The sequence below is a fragment of the uncultured Shimia sp. genome, from assembly GCF_947493595.1.
Taxonomy (GTDB): domain Bacteria; phylum Pseudomonadota; class Alphaproteobacteria; order Rhodobacterales; family Rhodobacteraceae; genus Shimia.
Map to the genome: position 1 here is coordinate 16757 of NZ_CANLRL010000007.1, position 22949 is coordinate 39705.

The following is a 22949-nucleotide window of genomic DNA, read 5'->3' on the forward strand; positions in this document are numbered from 1 at the left end:
ATGTTTATGAAACTGGCAAAGACGGTGGCACTGTCGGCCTTGATGGCCGGCACAGCGCTGACCGCAAGTGCGGCTGACTACACGATCCGTGCAACAGCAAACTCGAATGAAAACGATGAAGACTATGATGGTCTCGTTGTCTTCAAAAACTATGTCGAAGCGGCCTCTAACGGCGCCATTGAGGTGGAGCTGTTTATTGGCACACAGCTGTGCTCCAACGGCGCCGAATGCCTTCAAGGCGTGGCGGATGGGTCCATTGACGTCTACATCTCTACCTCTGGCGGCGCGTCCGGTTTGTTTCCCTATGTGCAAGTTCTCGACCTGCCATATCTGATGGCGGATGACCGCATCGCGGAACATGTTCTCTCCGGTGACTTTACCCGCAAAATGCGCGCGATGGCTTTGGAGGACAGCGGTGACGCAATCCGCCTGATGACCATTGGCAATACTGGTGGCTGGCGCAACTTTGCCAACACCAAGCGCCGAGTGGCTGCGCCGGCCGATATGGAAGGTCTGAAGATCCGGACTGTTGTGGCTGACCTACCACAGGAGCTTGTGAAAGCGCTTGGCGCGTCCCCGACGCCAATCCCATGGCCTGAACTGTTCACCAGCTTCCAGACTGGTGTTGTTGAAGGCTCCAAGAACGGCATCACAGACATCATGGGCATGAAGTTCCCAGATGCGGGTCTGCAATATGTGACTTTGGATGGCCACGCGTACATGGGTGCGCTGTGGTGGATGTCGAACCAGACGTTCATGGACATGCCAGAAGACATGCGCCGTGTTGTGGTTGACGGGTTCTATGCCCTGCAACAGGCCACCTTTGCATCGCCAAAGCGTAAGTCGATCCAGGCCTATGAAGACTTCGTTGCCGGTGGCGGGGACCTCTATGTTCCAACCCCAGCAGAGAAAGACGCGTTCAAACAGGCGGCTTCCCCAGTTTATGACTGGTTCAAGTCAAACGTGGCTCGTGGCGATGAGGTGTTCACTGCTCTGACCGATGCAGTTGCCTCAGCAGAAGCGGACGTGAACGGCGCTCGTGACGCGGACCTGAACTAAGCACAAACGGCGCGGGGGCAGACCCTCGCGCCGTTTTTTGTCCGGCATTTACCGGAACGGATACATCCACACGCGGTAGTCCTCGACCAGAATATGCGCTTTATCAATCTCTTCCTTGGTCATTTTTTTCACAACCTCTTCAAGGCTGATCGCCGCGTCGGGGTCACCGCCGATCGCCGACAGCGTGTACCACATGTAGGCTCGGACCAAATCCGGCGCGGGCATGCCGCGCCCGACCTCATAGTACCAACCGATCCCAGATTGCGCGCCGGGGTGACCTTTCATGGCGCTGCGCAGATACCACTCAAACGCGCGCTGATCGTCGCGCTCAACACCAAGCCCCATCGCATACATTACGCCGATAAGTTCCTCGGCGTCGGCATTACCCGAACGGGCGGCTGGCCACATTGCTTCACGCGCGGCCTCAAAATCCCCGGCTTCCATAAGATCGCGCGCGGCTTCGATTTCGGCGAGGGCAAATTGGGTCGTTCCCACGACCAACGCGGCCGCCAGAAGAAGCTTTTTTGTATGGTGTCGCATGCACTCTCCGTGATCCTGTTTACTGCCCCATCTTTCGCCGAATTGCCTGCGTTGCCAACACCACTGAGTGCCAGTGACTTCATGGGTGTAGACGCCGAAAAGGCGGAACTGGGACGCCTGTTATTTTACGACAAGATCCTGTCCGGGAACAGAAATATCAGCTGTGGAACCTGCCATCACCCGCGATTTGGAACCTCTGATGGATTGTCGCTCGGATTGGGGGAAGGCGGGCAAGGTCTTGGGCCGGATCGGGTCTCGGACATGGGCAGCAATAAAGTCCAGAAACGTATTCCGCGCAACGCGCCCGCGCTATGGAATTTAGGCGCCAAGACCATTGACACGTTGATGCATGATGGCCGGGTCAGCGTGGACCCCATATTTGGCAATGGCTTCAACACGCCCGCAGAAGAGTGGCTTCCCGGCGGGCTAAAGTCAGTTCTGGCGGCGCAGGCGCTTTTCCCCATGACATCCGGCTTTGAGATGGCCGGAAACGTCGGCGAAAACGAGGTTGTGGGTGCGACGCGCGACCGGATTGATGCGGCTTGGCCCATCATTGCAAAAAGGGTCAGGACGCTGCCGGACTATGGTGCCAAATTTGTTTCGGCTTTTGACGGGATTGAGGCGGCCGAAGAGGTGACGATTGTCCAAATCGCCGATGCCTTGGCGCATTTCATGGTGCAAGACTTCACGTCCTTTGACAGCCTATTTGATGCCTATCTGGAGGGTGATGATCAGGCTCTGTCCGCGGTGCAAGTTCAAGGCATGGAGCTGTTTTTTGGCAAAGCCGGATGCAGTAATTGCCATTCCGGAAATCTGTTTTCAGATCAGCAGTTTCACGCTTTGGGATTGCCGGCATTTGGACCAGGCCGCACCCGAAGGTTTGACCCTTATGCGCGAGATGTTGGGCAGATGGGGGAAACGGACGACCCTGCGGATGCTTATCGCTTCCGGACGCCGATGCTGAGAAATGTCGCCCTCACAGCGCCTTACGGACACAATGGCGCGTACCCGACGTTGGAGCGGATGATCCGGCATCACCTCGATCCCCCGGGGGCGCGAGCCACGTGGAATGCCGCTGATCTGACATTGCCCGACGTACCTTGGCTCAGTCCCATCGATTTTGTCATCCAGCAGGACCGTATCGAAATGGCGCGGCATGCCAAGTACCGCGACATTCATATTCCGCCCCGCAGTGATGCTGAGATTGCAGCCTTGGTTGCCTTTCTGGAAAGTCTGACTGGGGCGGCAGCTAAGTCGGTAGAAAGCCGGGTTCCCGAACAGGTTCCCAGCGGTCTCAGAGTGGATCGGTAAAAGGTCGAATTTCTAAAGAGTGACTCGCGCCTTGCGTGTCTAGATCTGGCAGCATTATGTCACTTCCGAAGGAGTTTTTTCCCGCTTGGAACATTCACCGGGCATTTCTATTTTGGTGGTTAGCAATCGATAGAGGGATAAGGTGTGAAAAGCGATCGGCTTGGGGAAGCACTTCGTGGCTCCCTGTGGCATCTTCTTGAGGGGCTTCTTGCTGTTGATTGCTGCTTGGATGTCCTTCTTGATCCCTGACCGGCTGGACATAGGAATGCCGTACGCAGAGAGGTCGTATAGGTCTCCCTCTGGTGGCGAGGCCTCAGCCAAGCCATACTCATCACTGGATTTATGAACAAAACAAAACGCGCCTACCATCTCTGCATTGCTGCGGGTTATCGTATCCTCGGAGGCGGAAAGCACAATAACCTGTACTCCCATGTCGCGGGCGCGCAAGGCACCGATCAGCGCAATCCCATTGATCTGTTTCATGGCCAGATCCGTAACGACCACATCCCATTTTTGGCCATCATCGGTCGCATTCAAAAAGCTGGTCGCCGTTGTGAAACTCTGCACTTCGAGATCCAGATCACAATTCTCAAACACATAAGAGAGGCCCTGCAAAAACAGCACATGGTCATCAATAACGGCCAGACGGATTGAAGAATTTCCCAATTTTGGCTTCCCTTTTCAACCGCCAGTTTTGTAGCACACGCATAAACGGCGGTTTGCTCTGTGGTTTACTTGAAAGTTTTTGAGTGAGTGGCGCTATTGATCAACGTCTGTGCGTCCCTTCGCACCCGAGGACGCGGGTGAATGTGTGTAGCTGTTCTGTCTTGCAGCAAATGACCGCTGCCCGTCTTTCGAACCGCTTCTGATGCCGGCCCAAAACGGACGTAGCTCTTGCCTGCGGCGAAGGTCCGTTTCTATACCGAGGTACTTACCATCTCGCCAGTGGGATAGTGCGCAATCACGCATCTGAAAGTGATTGATCCAAACTATTGGAAACAATTGGTCATTTGATTTGAGCGAGGGGAATAAAGTGTTCGCGCTCCCAAGTTTACTGACACGGGGAGTAGGCGCAGTGCCTCAAAGCCAATTGGATGTCGGTCACTGCCTTATAGATGTCCAGCAAACATCACTTGGCATTTTCTGGCACATTTTTTCAGATTTCACGACCTTAGAACCCGTAGAGCCGCGTGGGGGTATCCACAAAGATCTGCTGAAGGGTCCCGGTTGACTCAGCCCAGTCCATTGCCAAATCCAGCAAATGTACGTCGTCTGGATAGGTTTCCGCGGTGGTGGCCATGTTGTGGGGCCAGTTGCTGCCCCAGATGATGCGGTCAGGGGCATGTTGAATGAGCGCTTTGGAAAGCGCAGCCACGTCGGTGTAATGGGGAAAATTGCTGCGCGAGGTTTCATAGCAGGCAGCTATCTTTACGAAGCAGTTGCCGCGATCAATCAGGCGCAGCAAGGCCTGGAACTCTGCGCTCTCGACGCTAGGCGGGGTTAGGAACTTGCCTGCGTGGTCAATCACATAGGGGCCTTTGATGCGCGTGAGAAGATCGTAGTGCTGGAGTATCTCGCAGCCATCGAATTGCACAATCACAGACCAGCCAAAAGGCGCCACCCGTGCGTTGACCTCGAGCAATGCCTCCAGGCCAACGGCGCCTTGCAGGATGTCCATGATCCGGGCCCCGCACACGCCGCGTGCGGTCATGGTTTCGAGGTCTTGATCCGCAACATCTGGTTTGACGGCGGCAATGCCCCGTGCCGTGTCGCCAAAATGATCCAGCCCCTCCAGGAGGCAGCGGTTGTCTGTTTGGTAGGCATTGCCCTGCACCAGCACCACACGCTCCAGCCCAAGCCAGCGTTGAACACTTTCATAGTGCGGGATCAGCGCGTCGGCAGGGGCGGGTGGCCCGCCGGGTTGGCTGCTGTATTTGGCGCTGTCAAACAGGTGGATGTGGCAATCGGTGGCCTGCGGCGGCAGCGGGCGCTTTGGCGGCCGGCCGGTTAGGGTGCGAAAGGTCATGCTTTACCCCGCATAAGTGCGCAGGGCGTCGCGATTGATGGTGATGCCAAGGCCAGGTCCCTGTGGCACCGGCACGAAGCCGTTGATGTGCGCGATGGGCTCTGTGACAATCTCCTGCCGGAAGGGATTGTAGGTTTGGTCAAATTCCAGCCGGGGCGAGCGCTGTTCATGGGATGGCGGGGCAGGGGGCAGGATGGCGTGAAACTGTAACCCGGCGGCCAGAGCCACCGCCGTGCCCCAGACGTGGGGCACCAGGCGCACATGGTGAATGTCGGCCAAAGTGATGATCTTGCGAGCTTCACTCAATCCACCAACACCGCACACGTCAGGTTGCAGGATCTGCACAGTTTTTTGTTGCAGGGCTTCGTCTATGGCCCAACGGCCGTGCCAGGTTTCCCCAGCGGCCACAGGAATGGGCTGCGCTGTGCGGACCTGTTGATACGCCCGCAAGGCTTCGGGCAAGACAGGCTCCTCAAACCAATGGATGTTGTACTGGGAGGCGCGGCGTCCTACCTCGATGGCGTCGACGGCGTCATATCCATGGTTGGCGTCAGTCATCAGCTCGATGTCCGGCCCTATGGACGCGCGCACGGCGGCTATAGTGGCCAGATCACTTTCCACGCCGAAGCCAATTTTGATTTTTACAGCTTTGAAACCCGCGGCCACGTAGGCGGCCATTTCCGCCGCACAAGCACTCGCATGGTCGCCGCCCTCGGGGCGGAAGCCACCGGTGGCGTATGCGGGAATGTCCAAGCGCCAGGCCCCGCCCATGAGCTGATGGATCGGGGCATCAAAGTGCTTTCCGGCGATGTCCCACAGGGCAATGTCGATCCCGCTTAAAGCCGTGTGGATGTTGCCCCGCTGGCCTTGATCCCGGAACTCATTGTAAAGCGACAGCCAAGTGGGTTCGATGTCCAGCGCAGGGCGGCCAATCAGCATGGGAGTCATTGCCGAAACCACCGCCGCATTGATGTCTGCAGGCCCAAGGCATTCGCCCCATCCAATCAATCCCGTGTCCGTTTCGATCTCTACCAACAGATGGCGACGCGCGCGGAAGGTGGAAAAAGACGACTGAAACGGGGCGTCCAGTTGATGGTGCAGGATGTGCGTTTGAACCCGTGTTATTTTCATCCGTTGGTCCCCTTGATGATCTCCGCCAGCCGGGCGATTTCGGGCTCTGTCAGGTTGGTCAAAGGTGGGCGCACCGGGCTGAACGGCCCTCCGGCGGCGGCGATCCCGCCTTTGATGGCTGACACAGCATAGCCCGGAACCCGGTCACGTAGATCAAGAAACGGATAGTAAAAACGCTCAAGCAGCGTGTTGATTGTGGTTTTGTCTTTGGCTCTGATGGCGGCATAGAAATCGAGGGCGAGCTGCGGCACAAAGTTGAACACGGCAGATGAATAGGTGGTGACGCCGATGGCGTCGTAGGCTTCGGCAAAAACCTCATGCGTGGGCATGCCGCCAATGTACGTCAGCCGGTCGCCGCATTTGGCGACGATTTTGCGCACCAAGTTGATGTCGCCGGTGCCGTCCTTGAAGCCAATCAGGTTGGGGCAAGCCTCTGCCAGACGGGCCACGGTGTCGGCGTTGGCCACGGAGTTGGCGCGGTTGTAGATGATCACCCCGATCTCTGTGGCGTCACACACCGCCTTGATGTGCGCATAGAGGCCGTCCTGGCTGGCGCTGGTCAGATAGTGCGGCAATAGCAAAATGCCGTCTGCGCCGACAGCGGTGACGTCCCGTGCCAGATCCGTTGCCATTTTGGTGCCATAACCGCAGCCGGCAATGATGGGGGTGTCGCCCACGGCCTCTTTTGCGGCTTGCACCACGCGGGGGATTTCCGTGGGCGTGAGGGAGAACAGCTCGCCGGTGCCGCCAGCGGCAAACAGTGCAGCGGCGTCATATTGGGACTGCCACGACACGTGATCCTGATAAGCGGTTTGGTCAAACTCCAGATCCGTATCAAAATGGGTGACCGGGAAGGACAGCAGGCCCTCGGCCATTTTGGATTTCAAGGTGTCTGGTGTCATGGTGGGCTCCAAAATTCAGGACCATGGCTGCAGGTCAACAGCAGCTTTGGTGCGTTTGCGCGCCACCTAACGCAAAGGGATGGCTTGTTGTCAATATTTGTTTGGAAAGTTGACGTAAGTTGTTTGGGTGTGCCAAGTGCACGGAAGTAATTTAGGGAGAAATTGGATGACACGGGTTTTATTGACCGGAGCAGGGGGGAATTTGGGCAGGGTGCTGCGGCAGTCTTTGGCGGGGAGCTACGATTTGTTGCGCTTGTCAGACCTGTCCGACATGGACCCGGCGGGGCCGGGTGAGGAGGTTGTGCGCTGTGATCTGGCAGATGCCGAGGCGGTTCAGGCTGCGGTAGATGGCTGTGACACTATCCTGCATTTGGGGGGGATGTCGGTGGAGAGTACGTTTGAGATTATCCTCAACTCCAACATTCGTGGCACGTATAACATCTATGAGGCGGCCCGCAAAACCGGGGCGCGGCGGGTGCTGTTCGCCAGCTCAAACCATGCAATTGGTTTTCACACCCGAGAGACCCAGTTGGATGCCTCAGCGGATTTGCGCCCCGACAGCATGTATGGTGTGTCCAAGGGGGTCGGAGAGATCTTGGCGCGGTATTACTTTGACAAGTTTGGCATCGAGACGGTTTGTGTGCGGATTGGCTCCTGTTTTGAAAAACCCAAGAATCGTAGGATGATGTCCACCTGGTTGAGCTTTCGCGATTTCACAAATCTGGTGAAATCCGTCGTCGCGGCGGACAGGGTTGGGTTTGCCGTGGTTTACGGCGCGTCAGACAATGATCCTCAGTGGTGGGATAACCGACAAACCTCCTTCCTCGGCTGGCGGCCGCTGGATAGCTCGGCAGCTTTTGCCCACGAGCTGCATATTGTGAATGAGACCACAGATCCCAGCGATCCGGCGATCAAGTTCCAGGGCGGTGGCTTTGCTGCGGCAGGGCATTTCGAGGATTAGAGCTTACCGCCTCAGAGGGCGGTGTGTCGGTTGGGCCGTGAAGCGCGAATCTCGCAGCTTCACGGACGCGTTGAGGCGGTAGGTTTAGGGCCGCCCGTCGTGGTTTTGCCAAATTGGTTTGGTTGATTTGACAAGTTTTTGAGCGTGTTTGGTTGGTGATTGTCGATCCGGAAGATAGAAAATTTCCTCCAAAAATTAGCGCCTTAGGTGTCGGAGTCCCAGGATTTCGCTTGTCTTAATTTCTATTGTAAAAGAAAATAGTTGTAAAAATTTGTAATTACTGTGAGGTTGTTCGCAACAAATTGTCTAAGGAGGAGATGACAATGACGTTCAGCAACCTTATCGCTCGCGGGGCCTTTGCCGTTGCCGCAGCGGCGGCCATCACAACCGCGCCAATGCAGGCGTCCGCCAAAGATTGGCGTGGGTGGAACATCCACGTTGAGGACTATCCGGTGTCCCACGGCATGGAAGCCTTTATGGCCGAAGTGGAAGAAAAGACCGGTGGTGCGCTTAAAGGTAAAACTTTTCACGCCGGTGTTCTGGGCAACCAGCCTGACGCCATCGAACAACTGCGCCTCGGCGTGCTGGATTTCGCTGTGTTCAGCCTCGGCCAAATGGGTCGCGCTGTGCCTGAAACCGACGTTGTGTCGCTGCCATTCATCTTCAAGGGCGTGCCTGAGATGTATGAACTGATGGATGGTGCCGGTGGCGAGGCTCTGGCCTCCGCGCTGGAAGAGAAAGGCATCGTGCCTCTGGGCTACTACGACGCCGGCGCCCGTTCTTTCTACAACTCCATTCGTCCTATCAACACACCAGACGACGTGTCCGGTCTGAAAGTGCGTGTGATGAGCAACGACTTGTTTGTGGGTATGGTGGAAGCCATGGGGGGCAATGCCACGCCAATGGCCTTCTCCGAAGTGTATCAGTCGATCAAGACCGAAGTTGTGGACGGCGCGGAAAATAACCCACCTTCCTATGAATCCACCAACCACTACGAAGTTGCGAAATACTACTCGCTGTCGCAGCACCTGATCATTCCAGAGGTTCTGGCGATCAGCAAAAAAACTTTTGATGCGCTGACGCCAGAGCAGCAAGAGATCGTACGTGAAGCCGGTCGCAACTCCACCGAGCTGCAGCGTAAACTGTGGAAAGAGCGCGAGGCTGCCTCCATGGACAAAGTGAAAGCCGGTGGTGTTGAAGTGAACCAGGTGGCTGACAAAGGCGCCTTCCAAGCGGCGATGAAGCCGGTTTATGATGACTACCTGGCGGCCAATCCACAGATGCAAGAGCTCGTGGATCTGTTCCGTAGCTCCCAATAATCCAAAGTCATTTTGAACCCCGGCTGTGCCCCGCCATGTGTGGGGCACATCCTTCCTAAAGAACGAACAATAAAGGAGCGGGCGATTGGAACAGCAATCAGGTTCCCTTTCCAAGGTTGAGCGGTTTCTGGACCGTTTAAGTGGCCTTTGTATCTTTTTCGCGTCCATTGCTCTGGTGGTGTTGATCTCAACGTTTGGCTGGCTCGTATTTGGGCGATACGTGCTGAACTCGACCCCCACATGGGTTGAACAGCTTGCGTTGCTACTAATCTGCTACATTGCATATCTTGGAGCTGCTGCAGGTGTGCACGAGCAGAGCCATTTGGGGGTAACCCTGTTTCGCGACATGCTTGGCGAGACAGTCAGCAATCTTCTCAAGCTGTTCAACGACGTCATCCTAGCAGTCTTTGGCTTGGTGATGATGCTCGCATGTATGGAGCTCTTCAGCTTTGGCTGGGCCACGTTGCTGCCGATGCTCGATATCCCCGAAAGTTTCCGGACATTGTCTGCACTTCTGTGCGGTGGGCTTGTCTTTGTCTTCGCCGGTACCCGTGCCGTACTGCGTTTTATCTACTTGCTGCATGGACAATCCTACAGCGGAAAAGAGGTCTACTAACCATGGGTTTGGCTATTCTATTGGGTGTCTTTTTTGGCACCGTCATTTTGGGGCTACCAGTGGCCTTTGCCATGGGCATTGCCGCGCTTGTCACCTTTGCCTACGAAGGCTTCCCGCTGCTGTTGACGTTCCAGCGCTCCGTGTCCGGCATCTCTGTGTTCTCGCTGTTGGCAATTCCTTTCTTTGTCTTTGCCGGTGAGTTGATGATGCATGGCGGCATTGCCAAGCGGCTGGTGACTTTTGCCTCGGCTTTGGTTGGCCATGTGCGCGGCGGTCTGGCCTCGGTGAACATCTTCTCCAGCATGTTGTTTGGCGGCATTTCCGGCTCTGCTGTGGCGGACATCTCGGCGCTGGGCTCGATCCTTGTGCCGGTGATGAAAGAACGGGGGTACAAACCTGACTACGCGGTGAACGTGACGGTGACGTCCTCCATCGCGGGCATCGTGATCCCCCCAAGCCACAACATGATCATCTTCGCTGTTGCGGCTGGCGGCGGCATCTCCATCTCCAAGCTGTTTTTGGCAGGTGTGATTCCCGGCATCCTGATGTGCGTCTGTCTGGCGATTGCAGCTTATGTCATTGCCATCAAACATGAATACCCTGCGGAGGCCTTTCCTGGATGGCGCGCGGTGGGTGTGGCTGCATTGGGTGCGATCCCTGGCCTGATCACCGCCGTGATCATCGTGGGTGGGGTATTGTCTGGTGTGTTTACCGTTACAGAATCTGGTGCGTTTGGGGCGATTTACGCGCTGTTGTTGACATTCTTTGTCTATCGGACTTTGGATTGGCACGGCTTTAAAACCGCTGTGATCTCTTCGGTGCGCACCACTTCTATGGTGATGGTTCTAATTGGCTTTGCCAGCTCCTTTGCCTACTTGCTGGCGCTTTATCAGGTGCCGACCAAGCTGAGCGAGTTTATGCTGGGCATTTCGCAGGAGAAGATCTTTGTTCTGCTGATGATCAACGTGATGTTGCTGGTTCTGGGCATGATCATGGACATGGCGGCGCTCATCCTGATCTGCACGCCGATTTTCCTGCCTGTGGTTAAAAACCTCGGCATGGACCCCACCCAATTTGGCATCATGCTGCTGGTCAACCTTGGCCTCGGCCTGTGCACCCCGCCAGTTGGCACCTGCCTCTTTGTTGGCTGTGCGGTGGGCAAGATCAGGATCGAGGAGACGTTGAAATCGATCTGGCCTTTTTACATTGCGATCTTGGCGGCCTTGATCCTGGTCACCTATGTTCCAGCGGTGTCGCTCTATCTGCCATCTCTGCTGATCAAATGATCTCTGTGCGCGGTTGGCCACCGATCGGTCGCGCAACTTCCCTAACGTTCACTCCCCGACCCCAAATAACAAAGGTGTCTCCCATGACCAAGTTAAAACAAGAAACTCGGGATATCCTGATGACTGTCAGCACAGCAACGCTGACAACCGCACTTTTTCGCCGTGGTTTTCGCAACATCTTTATCCAAGGGCCACATCGCATGAACCCCGGCAAAAACATGGTCGGCCCGGCTTACACCCTGCGCTATATCCCCGCACGTGAGGATCTGGATGGGCTGGACTCCTTTGCAGACCGCGAAAATCCACAGCGCAAAGGCGTCGAAGAGTGTCCCGAAGGCGCGGTGTTTGTGATCGACTCCCGCATGGATGCCACTGCGGCTTCAGCTGGCTGTATCCTTGTGACGCGCCTACAAGCGCTGGGCTGTCAGGGGATTGTGACGGACGGCGGCTTCCGCGACACGCCGGAGATCTCTGTTTTGGACATGCCCGCCTACCACACCCGTCCCAGTGCACCAACAAACTTGACCAAACACCATGCGGTTGCGATCAATGATGCCATAGCATGTGGTGGTGTTTCCGTGTTTCCCGGCGATATACTGGTGGGTGACAACGAAGGGGTGGTTTGCATTCCTGTGCACCTCGTTGATGAAGTGGCCGTTGAGGCTAAAAGTATGACTGTCTTTGAGGACTTCGTTCTGGAGATGGTGCAGCAGGGGGCGTCTACATTTGGCCTTTACCCGCCAACGGACCCCGGAACGATGGATAAGTTTGCGCAATGGCGACAACAAAACAACCGGTAAAGATCGCAACCAAATCAGGGCGGGATCGCACCCTGTCTGACCAAGTATACGAGAAGATCCTTTCCATGATCTCCAAAGGGGAGACGCCGGTGGGCGCTAAGCTTCCAACCGAGCACGCCTTAAGTGAACAATTGGAAGTGTCGAGGCCGGTGCTGCGCCAAGCTTTAAAGCAACTGCGTGAAGATGGAGTGATTGTGTCTCGTCAGGGCTCCGGGTCTTTTGTTCAGCGGCGTCCTGAAGGGGCGGTTCTGGATTTTGCGCCGGTTGGGTCGATTGCCGATATTCAGCGGACGTTTGAATTTCGCGCCGCAATTGAAGGGGAGGCGGCCTATCTGGCAGCGCAGCGGCGCACCGACGCGGATCTTGCCAAAATGCGTGCGCTTTTGACGGAGCTGGACCGGTGCATTCGGGAAGGGGAGCTGGGGGTCGATACTGATGAAGACTTCCACGAAGCGATCTGTGCTGCCTCCGGCAATCAGTATTTCTCCGCCGCGCGGTCGTCGATGAAGAGCAATATTCTCACGGGGTTGAATCTAACCCGCAACCTCTCGCTGACCAAACCGCAGGAGCGGATGGAGAGGGTGCAGCGCGAGCATTACGCGATCATTGATGCGATTGAGAAGCAGGACGCGGACGCCGCACGGATTGCGATGCGGGCCCATGTCGAGAATGCTCGTAAGCGGGTTTTTGAGGGTTAAACAGCCGTTGCAAGCCGGCTGTGGAGGGTCTTGGTTCCCGTAGAGAGACTTGTTGTTAGTATTTGTTAGAAGGGTGCCCCTTACTTGGGGCGCCCTTTCTGTTTGTTTCCGGAACTCTTTGAAAACAAAATTTTGACGAATTTTCATATTTGTAAAAATTTGTATTGTTGATTTGTTGGCCGTGAGGTAGGTCTGGAGCAAATCCGGTTTTGGGCGGATTGACTATGCGTTGATTTGTTATGCGCAGGGCCTGGCGGCGGCGCGTGATCTATGCGGCCCAACTCGCGGACAATCTGCCGCCAACAAAAACGGAGACAAAAATGGACTTGAACGGCAAAACAGTGATTGTGACTGGCGGCGGGCGTGACATTGGTCGGGCCACCGTGATGGAACTCGCTGCGCGGGGTGCAAACGTGGCCATCAACTATTTCGCCAGTTCGGAAGGCGCAGATAGTGCTGTTACGGAGATCACCGCAGTCGGCGGCAAAGCTCTTGCGATGCAGGGCGACATGACAAAGGAGGCGGACGTCAAAGCGCTTGTGGCCAAAACCGTTGAAACCTATGGGCAGGTGGACAGCCTGATCCATGTGTCTGGCGGCATTCTGGCCCGTGTGCCGATGGCGGAAATGACGCTGGAACACTGGAATGCGGTGATGGATGTGAACCTCACCTCTTTTGTGCTCGCCGTGCGCGAGTGCATTCCGCACATGCCAGAGGGCTCCGCCATCGTGGGGCTGGCCTCACAAGCTGGGCGCGACGGCGGCGGCCCCGGCGCCTCAGCCTACGGCGCCTCCAAAGGCGCGCTGATGACCCTGACCCGTGGCCTTGCCAAAGAGCTTGGCCCCAAAATCCGCGTCAACTCCCTGTGCCCCGGCATGATCGACACCGATTTCCACAACATTTTCACCAAGCCGGAGGTGCGCAGCCATGTGGCCAACATTACGCCACTGAAGCGTGAAGGCACCTCTGAAGAAGTGGCCAAACTGGCGGTGTTCCTTGCTTCTGACGAAGCGTCGTTTGTCACCGGCACCAACGTCGATATCAACGGCGGAATGCTGTTCTCCTAAGCAATATACGCCGCTGAGGCTCTCCGGTCTTGGCGGCACACCTCACCCAAACCAAGAGGGAAGGCCATGGCATTGCACGGCAAACATTTGATCGCGGGCGCGTGGCTTGGAGCAGATGACTCCTTTGTCTCTGATCCAGCAATTGGCGAAAGCCGCACCTTTGCAGCGGGTACCACAGCTCTTGTGGATCAGGCCGCACAAGCCGCTGAAGACGCCTTTTGGAGCTACAGCACCACCTCGGTGGAAACGCGCGCGGTCTTCCTCAACACCATTGCCGACGAAATTGAGGCCCGTGCAGATCTGGTTACACAGTTTGGCTGTGAGGAAACCGGCCTTCCGGAAGCGCGGCTTCAGGGTGAACGCGGGCGCACCACCGGCCAATTGCGCTTGTTTGCCTCCCATATTCTGGACGGAGCGTACCTGGGCGAGAAGCATGATCCTGCCTTACCGAACCGTCAGCCGCTTCCGCGCCCCGATCTGCGTTTGACCAAACGCCCGATTGGGCCTGTGGCGGTGTTTGGGGCGTCCAACTTCCCGTTGGCCTTCTCCACTGCTGGCGGAGACACCGCCTCCGCTTTGGCGGCGGGGTGTCCTGTGGTTTTACGCGGGCATTCGGCACATCCAGCAACCGGAGACATCATTGCGCAAGCCATTGATGCTGCCATTCAGAAATGCGGCCTGCACCCCGGGGTCTTTTCTTTGATCCAAGGCGGTGGCTTTGAGGTGGGGCAGACGCTGGTCCAGCATCCGCTGATCACCGCGGTTGGCTTTACCGGCTCCCTGCGCGGCGGCCGCGCGCTGTATGATCTCTGCGCCCGAAGGCCAGAACCCATTCCGTTCTTTGGCGAGCTGGGCTCCGTGAACCCGATGTTCCTGATGCCGGAAGCGCTCTCGGCTCGTGGCGCAGAGATTGGCGCGGAGTGGGCGGCGTCCTTGACCATGGGCGCTGGGCAGTTCTGCACCAACCCCGGTGTTGTTTTTCTGCTGGAGAGTGATGGCGCAGAGGCCTTTCTTGCGGCGGCGCAAGACGCACTTGAGGGTCAGGCTGCACAAACCATGCTGACGTCTGGCATTGCCGAGGCTTTTTACAAAGGCCGCGACCATATGGCGCGTTTGGACGGCGTGACCTGTCTTGTGAAGGGGCAGGCTGCGTCAGATCGGTCCGCTGCACCAAGCGTGTTTGTTACCTCGGTGGAAGACTGGTTCCGCAACGACGACCTGTCCGAAGAAGTGTTTGGTCCCCTTGGTCTTGTGGTGAAGCTTTCCAGTCTGGATGAGATGGAAGAGGTGGCGACTTCTTTGAAAGGTCAACTGACCTGCACAGTGCAGTGCAATCAGGGAGACCAAGATGCGGTCCGAACTCTGCTGCCCATTCTGGAACGAAAAGCGGGACGCCTGTTAGCTAACGGCTTCCCAACGGGTGTCGAGGTCTGCGACGCGATGGTACATGGCGGACCTTTCCCTGCTTCAACCAATTTTGGTGCAACCTCGGTGGGCACGATGGCAATCGAACGCTGGCTGCGATTGGTGTGTTATCAGGACATGGCGGAGTTTGTGGGGACTTAAAGCTTCAATAAGTTGAGAGGGCGGTTGTGCGCCGGTGACCGCTGCTGCAAAAGCGGGATCAGCTGATGCGTCTCATTTGACAGTGTTTTTCTGCTGTTGGACGGTGGTTTTAGCCATTTTTTGAACCGTGCAGGTTCGGCTTTTAGGCTGTGATAGAGTTTGGTGGAGCGCAAGTCTTTGCGGACGTTGATCGAACGTGCAGCGAAGGTCTGCTTCCCGCCCAAAGTCACGATTGGCTATAAGGGCGGAAAGCAGACGTTCGCTGCGCATTCGTCAATGGTCAGCTATTTATGACGAGGGATGCAAAGCTTTGCGCCGCGTTGATCTTGCGATTTCGTGGCTGCAAAAATGCGCGTGAAATTTTGAACATAGAAGTTCCGAACTACGCTGGAGGCTATTTCGCCAAATATAGAGACCGGTACCACAGATCATCCATTACGCGAATGATGAGTTCGAGATCGATCGGGCCGTCAGTGTCATCCCAGCCTGACAGCCGATGCACGTCTGACAGCAATGTATCAGACATATTGATCACGGCGCGGGCTTTGAGGCGGACAAACTGATGGTCCGAATTATCTGGTGAGGTCAAATCGCGTTTGACCAAGTCGCGCACAATCCGCTCTGACCACAATCGGTTCACTGTAGCCATGCGCTTGGCCACCTCCGGGTCTTCGCGCAAAAGCATCTCGCGGGCCTCGAGAAGACGTGGGTTTTTGGCAGCCAGCATCACAGAATACCGGTTTGCGCGGTGGATGGAGTCCTTGAGGTCCAAGCCGCCGCCGCGGGGGCGGTGGATACGCATCAAAGCCCAGTACTTGTGCAAAACGGCGCGGACAATGGCGGAGCGGCTTTGAAAGTACAAATAGAAGGTGCCGCGCACCATTCCTGCCGCGCCGGCGAGGTGATCCACCGTGAGTGAATCATAGCCAACCGCTTCCAATTCCCGCGCAGCAACCGCCAGCAAAGCGGCTCGAGTGCGTACGCGTTTGCGTCGCTTTTGCATTGATCGGGCACGGCTCTCCAAAAGGTCGGCAACGCTAAACCCCTCTAAGGAGTAACTTTTTTCGTTTGACGTTTGGGCATTTGTTAGCTGCATGGAAATTTATTGACACAGTGTCTAATTTTGGTCAAGGTGAGAAAATAAGACACGATGTTCAAAAATGGATCACACATGCAGGGTTCCCGCGTTCACTTCGAAAATGTGACCAAGTCCTTTGGGGCCACGGTGGCGCTTTCCGATTTCAACCTCGACATTGCACCGGGTGAATTTGTGACGTTGCTGGGGGCATCCGGGTCCGGGAAATCCACAGCGCTGAACATCCTTGCAGGGTTTTCGGACGCAACGTCCGGCGAGGTGTTTATTGATGACCGTCCCCTGACAGGCGTGGCACCGGAGCACCGCAATGTGGGTATGGTGTTTCAGAACTTCGCGTTGTTTCCGCACAAAACCGTTGCGGAGAATGTCGCGTTTCCACTCAAGATGCGCAAAGTGGCGCAGGCCGAGATCAACACACGAGTAAAGGCCGCACTGGACATGGTGCAGCTTGGAGATTTTGCGGCTCGCAAGCCGGCAGCGCTTTCTGGTGGTCAGCGCCAGCGTGTTGCCCTTGCGCGGGCGGTGGTGTTTGAGCCGCCAGTTCTGCTGATGGATGAATGCCTCAGCGCGCTGGATCTGAAGTTGCGGGAAGAGCTGCAGGAAGAAATCCGCCGCATTCACCGCGAGATCGGCACCACCGTCCTTTTTGTCACCCACGATCAAACCGAGGCGCTGACCATGTCAGACCGAATTGCCATTCTGGCAGGGGGCGAGATTGTGCAGATTGATGCGCCAGAAGCGCTTTACGATCGTCCCCGCACGCGGTTTGTCGCCGACTTTATCGGTCAGTCTAACATGTTTGATCTGGCCAATGTCGTGGACGGCAAGGCCAGCGTACCGGACATGGGCATCGAAATTCCAATGCCAGATGCCAATGCGGTGGCCATCAGCCTGCGCCCCGAGCGCATCCGTGTGGTTCTGGGTGATGCGCCGACCGACAAAACGATCTTTGAAGGCACTGTGCAGGACGAGACCTTTTATGGCCCGGTGGTGGCGCAGATGGTGCGCCTGTCTTCGGGGCGGCTGCTGGAGGTTCGCAGCCAACGGTCTGGCCATGATCGCATGCCGCACACCGGGGAGGCTATCAAACTGGCCTTTGATCCGGCGGATGCAGCGCCTTTGGCCGACTGACTTGTGACTTTTAGGGAGAGAGACATGACACAGCTATCCAAATTGACCGCACTGACCGTGAGCGCCACGCTGGCTGCATCGGTTGCCTTTGCTGACGACACCTTGACCTACGCCGGGTCCGGCGGTGGTCTGGCGCAGGTGATGAAAGGCGTGTTTGACGATCCGTTTGCCGCCGAAACCGGGGTGACCGTGAATGCTCTGGCCACCTCGGACCGCGCCTCCGCGCTTAAGGCGATGCAGGTGGCCGGCAAGGTTGCCTGGGATGTCGCAGAACTGAACCCCATCGAGTATGCCACTGCATCTTTGTCGGGTTGGCTGGAACCTTTGGACTGGGCGGCAATTGATCCGGACGGCGTGCTTCCACAGGATGCAAAGCTGGCAGATGCTGGCATTGCCGCAACCTTCTCCACCATTATGGCGGTGCGCACCGACCAGTTGCCAGAAGGCAAACAGATGACCTCCTGGGCCGACTTTTGGGATGTTGAAACCTTCCCAGGCGGCCGCGCGCTGCAGAACCAGCCGATTGACAACCTCGAGTTCGCGCTGATCGCGGATGGTGTCGCGCCCGCCGACGTCTACACCGTGCTGGCCACCGAAGAGGGGCAAGACCGCGCTTTTGCCAAGCTTGACGAGATCAAGCCTTACATCACCGCTTGGTGGACCGCAGGCGCACAGCCGGTGCAAATGCTGTCGGACGGAGAAGTGGCTTACACCTCGGCTTGGAACGGGCGCATCACCAAGCTTGCCGAAGAAGGCGTGCCAGTTGAGATCAATTGGAACGGTGGCGGCATCAAGGCGTCCTATGTGGCGATTGTGAAAGGCTCGGAGAAAGCCGATCTCGGCCAGAAATACATCAGCTATATGATGACCAGCCCGGAGCGCAGTGCGCAGTTTGCCTCAATGGTGCCATACCCGGCGATGGTCAAAGGGCTCTACGATCACATCCCTGAAGAAAAAGGTGTGATGATGCCGACCCATCCCAACAACATCGACGGCCAGTTTGTGACCGACGCGGTGTTCTGGGGCAAGAACCTCAGTGAGCTGAAAGAACGCTGGGAAGACTGGATCTTCGAATAATCCGTCTTCCTCGGGCCACCGTTTACCCTCCTCCTCATTCGCGGTGGCCCGCCCTTTTTCAAAACGCAAGCCAATCGGAGCCAGAAGATGCGCAAACGGCTGACATTGATACCGGGTATCGTGCTGATTGCTGTGATGTTCCTGATCCCCGTCGGGATTGTGTTTCAGCAGGGCCTGTTTGACCCGGTCTTTTCCCTGGATCATTTTGAGCGCTTCGCCACGCGCGGCGCCTATATGCGGATCTTCTGGAACACGTTGCAGGTGTCTGCGGTGGTTGCCCTGGTTTGCCTGCTTATCGGCTATCCGATTGCCTATTTCATCGTGCGGCAACCGCCATCTCGTCGCCCGTTTCTGATGTTTCTGGTGTTGGTGCCGATGTGGATGTCCATTCTGGCGCGCACCTATGCCTGGATGGTGGTGCTCGGCAAGGAAGGCATCATCAACCAATCACTGCTTGCCGTCGGCTTGATTGACGCTCCCATCAAAATGCTCTTCACCACCGGCGCGGTCTATGTGGGCATGGTTCAAATCATGCTGCCGATCCTGATCGTGACCTGCTTTTCGTCGATGACCGAAATCGACCAATCCTTGCTGCGGGCCGCCCGCATTATGGGCGCCAGCCCACGCAAAGCTTTTCGTGAAGTTTTCCTGCCGCTGTCTGCTGAAGGCGCGATCACCGGCACGTTGATTGTTTTCATTCTGTCGATAGGCTTCTTCATCGTGCCGGCCCTGATTGGTGGCCGCAAAGATGTGCTCATGGCCAATGTGATCAGCAATCAGGTCAGCCAGACAAACTGGGGCTTTGCCGCCGCCTTGGCCATTGTCCTGCTGGTGGCTACGCTCGCTATTCTGACCGTTGTGCGCACAGCTTCAGCCAAACTTGTGCACCACAACGAGGAGGCTCACTGATGCGTGAGAGAAATCCACTCCTGCTGGCGTTCTATGTGCTGGTTGTGCTGTTCCTGTTCTTCCCGATCCTGATCGTTGTGCCGATCTCTTTTTCCAACGGGCGTTTTCTGAGCTTCCCGCCTGAGGAGTTTGGCCTGCGTTGGTACAAAGCCTACTTCAGCGACCCGGTCTGGATGTCTGCCACATTCCGCTCCCTGCGTGTGGCTCTTGGGGCAAGCCTGCTGGCCACCTTTGTCGGCACCCTTTCGGTGGTTGGCCTCGGCCGTCGCCGCAGCAAGACCTCCGGCATTCTGACCGGCATCTTTGTGGCGCCTGCCATCGTGCCCAATATCATCGTGGCGCTTGGGGTGTTCATCTTTGCCATCCGCATGGGGGTGAGCGACAACGAACTCACCCTGATCTGTGCCCATGCCGCGATCGGCCTGCCGTTTGTGGTGCTGATGGTGGGCACTGCTTATCGTCAGATCGACCCAACCCTCGAAAAAGCCGCCCGCATCATGGGCGCGGGGCCAATCCAAGCCTTTTTGACCGCTACCCTGCCGCCACTCACACCGGCAATCCTGTCGGCAGGGATCTTTGCCTTCTTCGTCAGTTTTGATGAGCTCATTATCTCGCTCTTCCTGATGTCGAGTGCCGAGACCCTGCCGATGCGGATCTGGAACGACCTGCGGTTTGAAATCAACCCAACCATCGCGGCTGTGAGCGTGTTCTTTGTGCTGGTGACCACCGTTGCCATGACCGGCGCGGAATTCTTGCGCCGCCGCGCAGAAGCCAAACAAAACGACTAAGACCGGAGACCCAAACCATGTTGAAATACGAAAAATCCGGCCATATCGCCACAATCACCATCGACAACCCGCCGGTGAATGTTTTCACCCCGGCAATGCACAAACAAATGTTTGAAGTGCTGCAAGAGTTTGTCGCGGATCGGGAGGTGCGTTGCGGTATCCTCACAGGTGCAGGTGAGCGGTCGTTCTGCGCGGGGGATGACATCAAATCCAAGAGGCCAGACCGCACCCGCGAGGAGATTGTCGACCGTCATCTCAACCCCTCGCGTTCGTTTGATACGCAAGAATACCCCGGATGGGAGCATGAGGTGATGACGCTGGCGCGCTATAAACCCATCGTCGGCGCGGCCAATGGCTACTGCTTTGGCCAGGGATTCATCTACTTCAACCTGCTGACCGATATCCGTTATGCCGCGTCCAACGCTGTGTTTGGCATGCCCGAGATCGCTTATGGCATGGGCGGCGCCGGGGCGGCGCTGTCGCTGGGTCGGATGATCCCGCACACCGCAGCTATGGAGCTACTGCTGCTTGGCGGCAAAATCGATGCCGAAGAGGCCGCGCGCATGTTCCTCGTTAACAAGGTTGTCGCACCGGAAGACCTCTTGTCCACCGCGCAGGCCGCAGCGGAACGCATCGCGTCCCACCCGCCGCTGGGCATTCGGGTGGAAATGGAAAGCTATCAGCGCAGTTTTGACATGAGCCGCGCCGATGCCATGGCCACCGCAGGCCACATGTACCGCCTCGCGCGCTCTGTTCAGTCCACGCAGCCCCCATTGGCGGACAAGGAGGCGGCAGAATGACCTCCCACGCCGGACAGTTAGAAATTGATGCGCTTGCAAAAAAGCTCGACGCCACAGGCTTTCCAGAAAGCCTGCCAGCCTTTTGTGCCGCCCAAGCGGAGCGGTATGGCGATGCCATTGCGATTGATTACTTTCAGGACGGGGCGCAACTCAGCTACCGCGCGTTACACGAGCGCTCTAACCGCGTCGCCGCCAATCTGTTAGGGGCCGGCTATCGCAAAGGCGCACATATTGCCGTGATGCTGCCGAATGGTCCGGCCTCGGTTTTGCTTTGGTTTGCAATCATGAAAATTGGCGCGGTGATTGTGCCGGTCAACACCGCATACGGTGGCAAAGAACTGGACTACATCCTGAATCAATCGGACGCGCAGGCCTTAATCCTGGCTGCTGAATTCATGCCAGCTTTTGAGGCCATGCAGAACCGACCGGTATTGCTCAACGATCCCATTGTGCTCGAAGACGGCGAGTTGGGGTGTTTGGAAATTGGCGGACCGCTGGCAGCGTTTGATCCCGGCTATCCCATTGCCGCAACGGATCTGGCCAATCTGCAATACACCAGCGGCACCACGGGTTTCCCGAAAGGCTGCATGCTGACGCAGGACTACTGGATTGTGTTGAGCCATTCGATTGCGCAGGTGCACAACCACTATGGCAATCGCAACCTCTTTTTCTGGGCGCCGTTTTTCTACATGGACGGGCAGTGGTCCTTCCTGTCCGCCATGGCGATCGGCGGCAAAGCGATTGTCGCCTCCAAAATGAGCCTGACCAAGTTCCTCGGCTGGATGCATGACCATGAGGCGCATTACTGTGTGCTGCCGGAGCCCATCCTGAAAACGGTGCCGCCGTCAGAGCGTGACGCGCAGATTCCACTGAAATTCGTGCATGCCTTTGGTTGGCGCCCCTCTGCGCGTGCCGAAGCAGAAGCGCGGTTCAATCTTGCCGCCCGCGACAGCTTTGGCATGACCGAGGTTGGGCCCGCCATCATCTGCCCGGAAGCGGCCGGAGACATCTTGAAAACCAACAGCTGCGGGTTGGCTGCCCCGTACCGCGAGACGCGCGTTGTGGATGAGAATGGTAACGAATGCCCGCCCAACACGCCAGGCGAACTGCAGGTCCGCGGACGTGCGATCATGCTGGGCTACTACAAGCGCCCGGACGCCAATGCGGACAGCTTTGATGGCGATTGGTTCCGCTCCGGCGATTTGTTTGTGAAGGATGAAAACGGCTATCACCGGATAGTGGGCCGCCTCAAAGAGATGATCAAACGCGCTGGCGAAAACATCTCTGCTTCCGAAGTGGAGGCAGCCATGCGCGAAGCCCCTCAGATTGCCGAAGCCGCCGCCTTTGCCGTTCCGGATGACATGCGCCGGGAAGAGGTCATGGTGCTGGTCAAGCTCGCAGAAGGCGTGTCTGTGGATGAAATGCCCGCAACGGCAATCAAAGACCACGCCGCTTGTCTCGCAGCCTTCAAGCGCCCACGCTACATTGGCTACGTGCAGGACTTTCCACGCACCGCCACCAACAAGATTGCCAAGTCGCAGATAGCTGTCGGCAACGTGTCTGGACCAGTCTTTGATTGCCAATTGATGGCTACTATCAGCGACAAAACGGTTTTTGACCTTCTCAATCGCTAAAGGTTTGGGGGTGGGGGGAGGTGCGCATACAAACGCAACGAAAACTCACTTTTGCTGGGGTGTCGGGCTACGCTTTGACCCAAAAGCAACCATTGCTCAGACTTAACAGCAAAGGCCGCTTTGGGCCGGAAGCTACAGTCGATACAAGGGCGGTTTCCGGAAGTTCGCCGCGCGTTGTTCCAAAGGCTTCTATCCCGAATAAAGCGGCCTTTGAAGGAGAAGTTCCTGAAGT

The 22949-nt window shown here is 56.8% G+C and carries 22 protein-coding genes; 16 read left to right on the forward strand and 6 right to left on the reverse strand.

Annotation, left to right across the window (positions count from 1 at the left end):
- Positions 1 to 1059: a TRAP transporter substrate-binding protein DctP gene (dctP, locus tag Q0955_RS15520; protein WP_299425843.1), complete on the forward strand. Its 1059-nt coding sequence runs from the start codon at positions 1 to 3 to the stop codon at positions 1057 to 1059.
- A 48-nt stretch (positions 1060 to 1107) separates the two neighbouring features.
- Here the strand turns inward: dctP and Q0955_RS15525 are convergent, their stop codons facing one another.
- Positions 1108 to 1503 carry a tetratricopeptide repeat protein gene (locus Q0955_RS15525; RefSeq protein WP_283425464.1) on the reverse strand — a complete coding sequence of 132 codons (396 nt, stop codon included), beginning with the start codon at positions 1501 to 1503 and terminating at the stop codon, positions 1108 to 1110.
- Positions 1504 to 1587: 84 nt separating this feature from the next.
- On the opposite strand from Q0955_RS15525, the gene Q0955_RS15530 reads away from it, so the two are divergent.
- On the forward strand, positions 1588 to 2910 hold the full coding sequence (locus Q0955_RS15530) for a cytochrome c peroxidase (protein ID WP_299425846.1): 1323 nt from the start codon (positions 1588 to 1590) through the stop codon (positions 2908 to 2910).
- Between the two features lie 54 nt (positions 2911 to 2964).
- Here Q0955_RS15530 and Q0955_RS15535 read toward each other — a convergent pair whose 3' ends face one another.
- The 4 genes from Q0955_RS15535 to kdgD all read right to left on the reverse strand — a co-directional run bounded on the left by Q0955_RS15535 (position 2965) and on the right by kdgD (position 6969).
- On the reverse strand, positions 2965 to 3576 hold the full coding sequence (locus Q0955_RS15535) for a response regulator (protein ID WP_299425848.1): 612 nt from the start codon (positions 3574 to 3576) through the stop codon (positions 2965 to 2967).
- 505 nt (positions 3577 to 4081) lie between these two features.
- Positions 4082 to 4936 carry an amidohydrolase family protein gene (locus tag Q0955_RS15540; protein ID WP_299425851.1) on the reverse strand — a complete coding sequence of 285 codons (855 nt, stop codon included), beginning with the start codon at positions 4934 to 4936 and terminating at the stop codon, positions 4082 to 4084.
- Between the two features lie 3 nt (positions 4937 to 4939).
- The gene (locus Q0955_RS15545) at positions 4940 to 6067 is read right to left on the reverse strand and encodes a mandelate racemase/muconate lactonizing enzyme family protein (protein WP_299425854.1); all 1128 of its coding nucleotides are present in this window, start codon (positions 6065 to 6067) and stop codon (positions 4940 to 4942) included.
- On the reverse strand, positions 6064 to 6969 hold the full coding sequence (gene kdgD, locus Q0955_RS15550; protein WP_299425857.1) for a 5-dehydro-4-deoxyglucarate dehydratase: 906 nt from the start codon (positions 6967 to 6969) through the stop codon (positions 6064 to 6066). The genes Q0955_RS15545 and kdgD overlap by 4 nt, the downstream gene beginning before the upstream one ends.
- A 166-nt stretch (positions 6970 to 7135) precedes the next feature.
- Between kdgD and Q0955_RS15555 the strand changes: the two genes are divergently transcribed.
- The 8 genes from Q0955_RS15555 to Q0955_RS15590 all read left to right on the forward strand — a co-directional run bounded on the left by Q0955_RS15555 (position 7136) and on the right by Q0955_RS15590 (position 15282).
- Complete coding sequence (locus tag Q0955_RS15555; RefSeq protein ID WP_299425859.1) at positions 7136 to 7930, forward strand: NAD(P)-dependent oxidoreductase; 795 nt, start codon at positions 7136 to 7138, stop codon at positions 7928 to 7930.
- Between the two features lie 323 nt (positions 7931 to 8253).
- A complete protein-coding gene (locus Q0955_RS15560; protein ID WP_299425862.1) occupies positions 8254 to 9249 on the forward strand; it encodes a TRAP transporter substrate-binding protein in 996 nt (331 codons plus the stop codon).
- A gap of 85 nt (positions 9250 to 9334) precedes the next feature.
- Positions 9335 to 9865, forward strand: a complete 531-nt coding sequence (locus Q0955_RS15565; protein ID WP_299425865.1) for a TRAP transporter small permease — start codon at positions 9335 to 9337, stop codon at positions 9863 to 9865.
- Between the two features lie 2 nt (positions 9866 to 9867).
- Positions 9868 to 11151, forward strand: coding sequence for a TRAP transporter large permease (locus Q0955_RS15570; RefSeq protein ID WP_299425868.1), 1284 nt, complete (start codon positions 9868 to 9870; stop codon positions 11149 to 11151).
- A gap of 83 nt (positions 11152 to 11234) precedes the next feature.
- The gene (locus tag Q0955_RS15575; protein WP_299425871.1) at positions 11235 to 11951 is read left to right on the forward strand and encodes a ribonuclease activity regulator RraA; all 717 of its coding nucleotides are present in this window, start codon (positions 11235 to 11237) and stop codon (positions 11949 to 11951) included.
- Positions 11927 to 12649, forward strand: a complete 723-nt coding sequence (locus tag Q0955_RS15580) for a FadR/GntR family transcriptional regulator (RefSeq protein ID WP_299425874.1) — start codon at positions 11927 to 11929, stop codon at positions 12647 to 12649. Before Q0955_RS15575 ends, Q0955_RS15580 begins: the two co-directional genes overlap by 25 nt.
- Positions 12650 to 12969: 320 nt before the next feature.
- Positions 12970 to 13716 carry an SDR family NAD(P)-dependent oxidoreductase gene (locus Q0955_RS15585; RefSeq protein ID WP_299425877.1) on the forward strand — a complete coding sequence of 249 codons (747 nt, stop codon included), beginning with the start codon at positions 12970 to 12972 and terminating at the stop codon, positions 13714 to 13716.
- A gap of 66 nt (positions 13717 to 13782) precedes the next feature.
- On the forward strand, positions 13783 to 15282 hold the full coding sequence (locus Q0955_RS15590; protein WP_299425880.1) for an aldehyde dehydrogenase (NADP(+)): 1500 nt from the start codon (positions 13783 to 13785) through the stop codon (positions 15280 to 15282).
- A 394-nt stretch (positions 15283 to 15676) separates the two neighbouring features.
- Here Q0955_RS15590 and Q0955_RS15595 read toward each other — a convergent pair whose 3' ends face one another.
- On the reverse strand, positions 15677 to 16285 hold the full coding sequence (locus tag Q0955_RS15595) for a TetR/AcrR family transcriptional regulator (RefSeq protein ID WP_299425883.1): 609 nt from the start codon (positions 16283 to 16285) through the stop codon (positions 15677 to 15679).
- A 168-nt stretch (positions 16286 to 16453) separates the two neighbouring features.
- On the opposite strand from Q0955_RS15595, the gene Q0955_RS15600 reads away from it, so the two are divergent.
- The 6 genes from Q0955_RS15600 (at position 16454) to Q0955_RS15625 (ending at position 22717) form a co-directional block, all read left to right on the forward strand.
- Positions 16454 to 17509 carry an ABC transporter ATP-binding protein gene (locus Q0955_RS15600; RefSeq protein ID WP_299425886.1) on the forward strand — a complete coding sequence of 352 codons (1056 nt, stop codon included), beginning with the start codon at positions 16454 to 16456 and terminating at the stop codon, positions 17507 to 17509.
- 24 nt (positions 17510 to 17533) lie between these two features.
- Positions 17534 to 18586 (forward strand): ABC transporter substrate-binding protein, encoded by a 1053-nt coding sequence (locus tag Q0955_RS15605; RefSeq protein WP_299425888.1) that lies wholly within the window; start codon positions 17534 to 17536, stop codon positions 18584 to 18586.
- Between the two features lie 87 nt (positions 18587 to 18673).
- Positions 18674 to 19495, forward strand: coding sequence for an ABC transporter permease (locus Q0955_RS15610; RefSeq protein WP_299425891.1), 822 nt, complete (start codon positions 18674 to 18676; stop codon positions 19493 to 19495).
- Complete coding sequence (locus tag Q0955_RS15615; protein WP_299425894.1) at positions 19495 to 20283, forward strand: ABC transporter permease; 789 nt, start codon at positions 19495 to 19497, stop codon at positions 20281 to 20283. Before Q0955_RS15610 ends, Q0955_RS15615 begins: the two co-directional genes overlap by 1 nt.
- A gap of 17 nt (positions 20284 to 20300) precedes the next feature.
- Entirely contained in the window at positions 20301 to 21083 is a 783-nt protein-coding gene (locus Q0955_RS15620) for an enoyl-CoA hydratase/isomerase family protein (RefSeq protein ID WP_299425897.1), read from the forward strand.
- The gene (locus tag Q0955_RS15625) at positions 21080 to 22717 is read left to right on the forward strand and encodes a class I adenylate-forming enzyme family protein (protein ID WP_299425899.1); all 1638 of its coding nucleotides are present in this window, start codon (positions 21080 to 21082) and stop codon (positions 22715 to 22717) included. Before Q0955_RS15620 ends, Q0955_RS15625 begins: the two co-directional genes overlap by 4 nt.
- The last annotated feature ends 232 nt before the right edge of the window (positions 22718 to 22949 follow it).

Coding starts and splice junctions, on each gene's coding strand:
- dctP (WP_299425843.1), top strand. CDS start 1: ATGTTTATGAAACTGGCAAAGACGGTGGCACTGTCGGCCTTGATGGCC.
- Q0955_RS15525 (WP_283425464.1), bottom strand. CDS start 1,503: ATGGAAGCCGGGGATTTTGAGGCCGCGCGTGAAGCAATGTGGCCAGCC.
- Q0955_RS15530 (WP_299425846.1), top strand. CDS start 1,588: ATGGTGTCGCATGCACTCTCCGTGATCCTGTTTACTGCCCCATCTTTC.
- Q0955_RS15540 (WP_299425851.1), bottom strand. CDS start 4,936: ATGACCTTTCGCACCCTAACCGGCCGGCCGCCAAAGCGCCCGCTGCCG.
- Q0955_RS15545 (WP_299425854.1), bottom strand. CDS start 6,067: ATGAAAATAACACGGGTTCAAACGCACATCCTGCACCATCAACTGGAC.
- kdgD (WP_299425857.1), bottom strand. CDS start 6,969: ATGACACCAGACACCTTGAAATCCAAAATGGCCGAGGGCCTGCTGTCC.
- Q0955_RS15555 (WP_299425859.1), top strand. CDS start 7,136: ATGACACGGGTTTTATTGACCGGAGCAGGGGGGAATTTGGGCAGGGTG.
- Q0955_RS15560 (WP_299425862.1), top strand. CDS start 8,254: ATGACGTTCAGCAACCTTATCGCTCGCGGGGCCTTTGCCGTTGCCGCA.
- Q0955_RS15570 (WP_299425868.1), top strand. CDS start 9,868: ATGGGTTTGGCTATTCTATTGGGTGTCTTTTTTGGCACCGTCATTTTG.
- Q0955_RS15575 (WP_299425871.1), top strand. CDS start 11,235: ATGACCAAGTTAAAACAAGAAACTCGGGATATCCTGATGACTGTCAGC.
- Q0955_RS15580 (WP_299425874.1), top strand. CDS start 11,927: ATGGCGACAACAAAACAACCGGTAAAGATCGCAACCAAATCAGGGCGG.
- Q0955_RS15585 (WP_299425877.1), top strand. CDS start 12,970: ATGGACTTGAACGGCAAAACAGTGATTGTGACTGGCGGCGGGCGTGAC.
- Q0955_RS15590 (WP_299425880.1), top strand. CDS start 13,783: ATGGCATTGCACGGCAAACATTTGATCGCGGGCGCGTGGCTTGGAGCA.
- Q0955_RS15595 (WP_299425883.1), bottom strand. CDS start 16,285: ATGCAAAAGCGACGCAAACGCGTACGCACTCGAGCCGCTTTGCTGGCG.
- Q0955_RS15600 (WP_299425886.1), top strand. CDS start 16,454: ATGCAGGGTTCCCGCGTTCACTTCGAAAATGTGACCAAGTCCTTTGGG.
- Q0955_RS15605 (WP_299425888.1), top strand. CDS start 17,534: ATGACACAGCTATCCAAATTGACCGCACTGACCGTGAGCGCCACGCTG.
- Q0955_RS15610 (WP_299425891.1), top strand. CDS start 18,674: ATGCGCAAACGGCTGACATTGATACCGGGTATCGTGCTGATTGCTGTG.
- Q0955_RS15615 (WP_299425894.1), top strand. CDS start 19,495: ATGCGTGAGAGAAATCCACTCCTGCTGGCGTTCTATGTGCTGGTTGTG.
- Q0955_RS15620 (WP_299425897.1), top strand. CDS start 20,301: ATGTTGAAATACGAAAAATCCGGCCATATCGCCACAATCACCATCGAC.
- Q0955_RS15625 (WP_299425899.1), top strand. CDS start 21,080: ATGACCTCCCACGCCGGACAGTTAGAAATTGATGCGCTTGCAAAAAAG.